This is a genomic window from Microcoleus sp. BM001215392, assembly GCF_036700185.1.
Lineage (GTDB): Bacteria > Cyanobacteriota > Cyanobacteriia > Cyanobacteriales > Microcoleaceae > Microcoleus.
This window is the reverse complement of record NZ_JAUBOJ010000582.1, coordinates 1-3008: the sequence shown is the minus strand read 5'-3', so window position 1 is coordinate 3008 and position 3008 is coordinate 1. Positions and strand designations below refer to the sequence as shown.

3 protein-coding genes are annotated in these 3008 nt (G+C 45.4%); 1 reads left to right on the top strand and 2 read right to left on the bottom strand.

Annotation, left to right across the window (positions count from 1 at the left end):
- Window positions 1-288: 288 nt before the first annotated feature.
- Window positions 289-1686: a reverse transcriptase family protein gene (locus tag QT974_RS32955; protein ID WP_333472572.1), complete on the bottom strand. Its 1398-nt coding sequence runs from the start codon at window positions 1684-1686 to the stop codon at window positions 289-291.
- 121 nt (window positions 1687-1807) lie between these two features.
- On the bottom strand, window positions 1808-2491 hold the full coding sequence (gene rnc, locus QT974_RS32950; RefSeq protein WP_333472571.1) for a ribonuclease III: 684 nt from the start codon (window positions 2489-2491) through the stop codon (window positions 1808-1810).
- A 48-nt stretch (window positions 2492-2539) separates the two neighbouring features.
- Between rnc and QT974_RS32945 the strand changes: the two genes are divergently transcribed.
- Window positions 2540-2668: a hypothetical protein gene (locus QT974_RS32945; protein WP_333472570.1), complete on the top strand. Its 129-nt coding sequence runs from the start codon at window positions 2540-2542 to the stop codon at window positions 2666-2668.
- Window positions 2669-3008: the final 340 nt, after the last annotated feature.

The window sequence follows — 3008 nt, the reverse complement described above, 5'->3', positions numbered from 1 at the left end:
TCCGCAGAATAAAAGCAAGGTTCGTAGTACGGACTTCAGTCCGCAGAATAAAAGCGCACTTTCCGGCGCACGCGCGATCCGTTTTTGTGATGATAATCTACCGGAGATGATATGATATCAAATCCGGTAACATCGGAATTACCTAGTGCGCGCCGCCTCAATCCGCGAGCTCCCGACAGCGCTTTCGACGATTCAAATATATAATTCCGATACAGTTGGACATGATGGGAGTCTGGGAAAACAAAACAGAAGACTGACATTCTCACTACAAACTTTACAAAGGCGATATTACCATTTATTTTTAATAGCTTTCACCTGTTCGATAAATTCTGCACCTTTTTCAGGATTTACCATTGCTACAAAGTTAGCAAAACCCTGAATAGATGCGATAACATCAGTCGCACCCCCCCACCGCTTCCCCTCCGGGCCGTCTTTCTCGATTTGAAATAAAGCAGCACGGAACCGTTTCAACACTTTCTTAGAAATACTGAGTTGTTCGTTAACCACAATTCCAGTAACTTCTTGTTGCCGATTTTTCCGCAAAATCCGAGTCTTTTGTTCATTAATTCTAAATCCTTCATGAGTAACGATCGCCTCCGTGCGCCTGAGTACATTACAAATGTTTTGCAAACTGTCTCCCGATGCCGAAAAAGTCAAATCGTCCGCGTAGCGAGTGTAAACAAATCCCAATTCCTGGGCCATTTGAGTTAATCGCTTATCGAGGCGGCGGCACAGCAAATTAGTAATTGCTGGACTTGCGGGAGAACCTTGAGGTAAATGGCGTTCTGTAACTGCCACAAAGTAAGTTTTGCCGTCTAATTCCAATTCTTCTATCTCCGGTTCCGTACACAGCAATCCGAAAATTGTCGCGGCAGCTTCTGAATAACCAAAAGATTGAAAAAGTCCTTTAACTCGCTTGTAAAAAATTGAAGGAAAAAAGTCTTTGAGGTCGAAGTTGATAATAACTTCAGAGCCTACATGAGGTTGAGCGTTGGTGACAATTGAATAATGCGATCGAAAACCATGGGCTGCGCCGTGCAATTCGAGTTTTTCAAGAATGTTAAGAAGTATCCAGTGTTGTGCTTTTTTGAGGCGGGGCATCGGCGCGGAAATGAGTCTTTCTCCTCCAGTTTTCTTGGGTATTTTAAACCGGATGTAGTGGGAAATATGGGAAGTTTTGCGGGAAAAAGCGAGAAACCGCAACTGTCCGATGCTAATTTCCATCGCCGCCGCAATTTCTGCTGCTGTATTGCCAAGCGGTAACTGATAGCTTTGCAAGCGTTCTGTGTTGCCGTCTGTGTTATTTAGTCCTGCCGATACAGCGTCGCCGAGATAACTAATTTCTTGCTGTTTTCTTTGCCGCCAATTCTCAGCGCGTTCTTGTCGTTCTCTTTCCCGGCGTTCTTTAGTTTCCTGCTGTTTTCGCCGCGATTCGGCAAGCCGCTGTTGCAGCATTTCCTTGCGGAGTGCTTTCTCGTTTTGCAGCCGCGAACTTTCCCTGCGCAGTTCGTCAAGTTCTCGCCGAATTTCCCCAATCCGGCGAACTTCGTCGGCCGGATCTTCGGGAATTTCGCCTTGTGCGGGCCAGAAACCGAGCCGGATCATTTCTTCGAGAATGAATTCTTGTTTGCTGGTAGAACGAATGCGATCGTACAATTCCTGGCGAGTGCGCGGCTGGTCAGTCATATCGATTTTAGATTTTGGATTGTAAAGGAAGCAAGCAAGAAGAAGGAAAAAAGAATTTTCAGGTCATGTTTGTGCAATCAATAACGTCCTAACCGTTTTGGCAGTTACCATATTTCCAAGTTTAGATCAGTCCGCGTTTTTTGAGCCTAGCCAGTGCATCTTCGGCTGCATTTTTTTCAGCATCTTTTTTGCTTTTACCTTTACCTTCTCCATATAGCTTCTCTGCAACATACACTTTAGCGAGAAATTCCGGGGCGTGCGGTGGCGTTCCCTGTACCTGAACTGTCGCATATTTGGGCGGAGTTGTCTCGCCGTTGGTCTGTACCCACTCCTGAAAGCGGTTTTTCGAGTCTACAGTCGATCGAGTTTCCACAACATTTTCGGGAACAGAATCAAACATTTGCCACACAAACTCGCGAACTTTGTCCATATCTTGCGTATCGAGATAGTAAGCGCCAACAAACGCTTCAAAAGTGCTGCTGAGCAAATTAGGATTAGTAATCCCACCTTCTCGCAAAGCTCCTTTTCCGAGTCGCATTTTTAAGTCTAAACTGATTTCAGTAGCAAATCTGGCTAATTGTCTTTCATCTACCAATGCAGAACGCCGGCGAGTAAGTTGGTCTTCTGCCATTTCGGGATGGCGTTGGTAGAGATACTCGCCGCTGAGAAAAGTCAGCAAAGCATCGCCGAGAAATTCTAAACGTTCGTTATCTGCTTCGCGATAGGCGGGGTTTTCGTTGACGTAGGAACGGTGGGTGAGCGCTTGGCGCAGCAGTTTGTCATTGTTGAATTCGGGAAGGGTCATTTGTATCTCTTTTGTTGGATTAGTTAATTGCATGGAAGTTTGATAATTGTGATTGTTTTTAGAGTTGAGTTTTGTTATGTTGGCGGACATGAAAGAGCCGCAGATGGCGGCTGGTTTGGAGAATCTAGTTTATCAAATAAACTGGATTTGTGCTATCTGCGGCAAGGTAAATTTTAACAGATATTTAGCGGTTATACTATTAGTCCGCCCGTTCGCCCGTTCGCTAGTCCCCCAGTCCGCCAGGGGTTAAAACCCCACAGCGAGTAGCTAAAGTCCTCGCTATGAGGACTGAAGAGGATATTTTCAAGTTTTCAGTCGGTTTTAACCGACTTTAGCTATTAGCCAGGGAATTAATTCCCTGGCGGGCCGTGCCGCTTTATGCAGATATTTGGTCTGCTTCTATTACAAACAATTGCTGGTTCTGCGATCGGATTTTGCCATCTTTCACGGCAGCCTTAACCAACTCGCCAAAGCGTGAAAATGTTTTTCCCTGATGTTTGCAAACAGAAGTTACTCC

Coding starts and splice junctions, on each gene's coding strand:
- QT974_RS32955 (WP_333472572.1), bottom strand. CDS start 1,686: ATGACTGACCAGCCGCGCACTCGCCAGGAATTGTACGATCGCATTCGT.
- rnc (WP_333472571.1), bottom strand. CDS start 2,491: ATGACCCTTCCCGAATTCAACAATGACAAACTGCTGCGCCAAGCGCTC.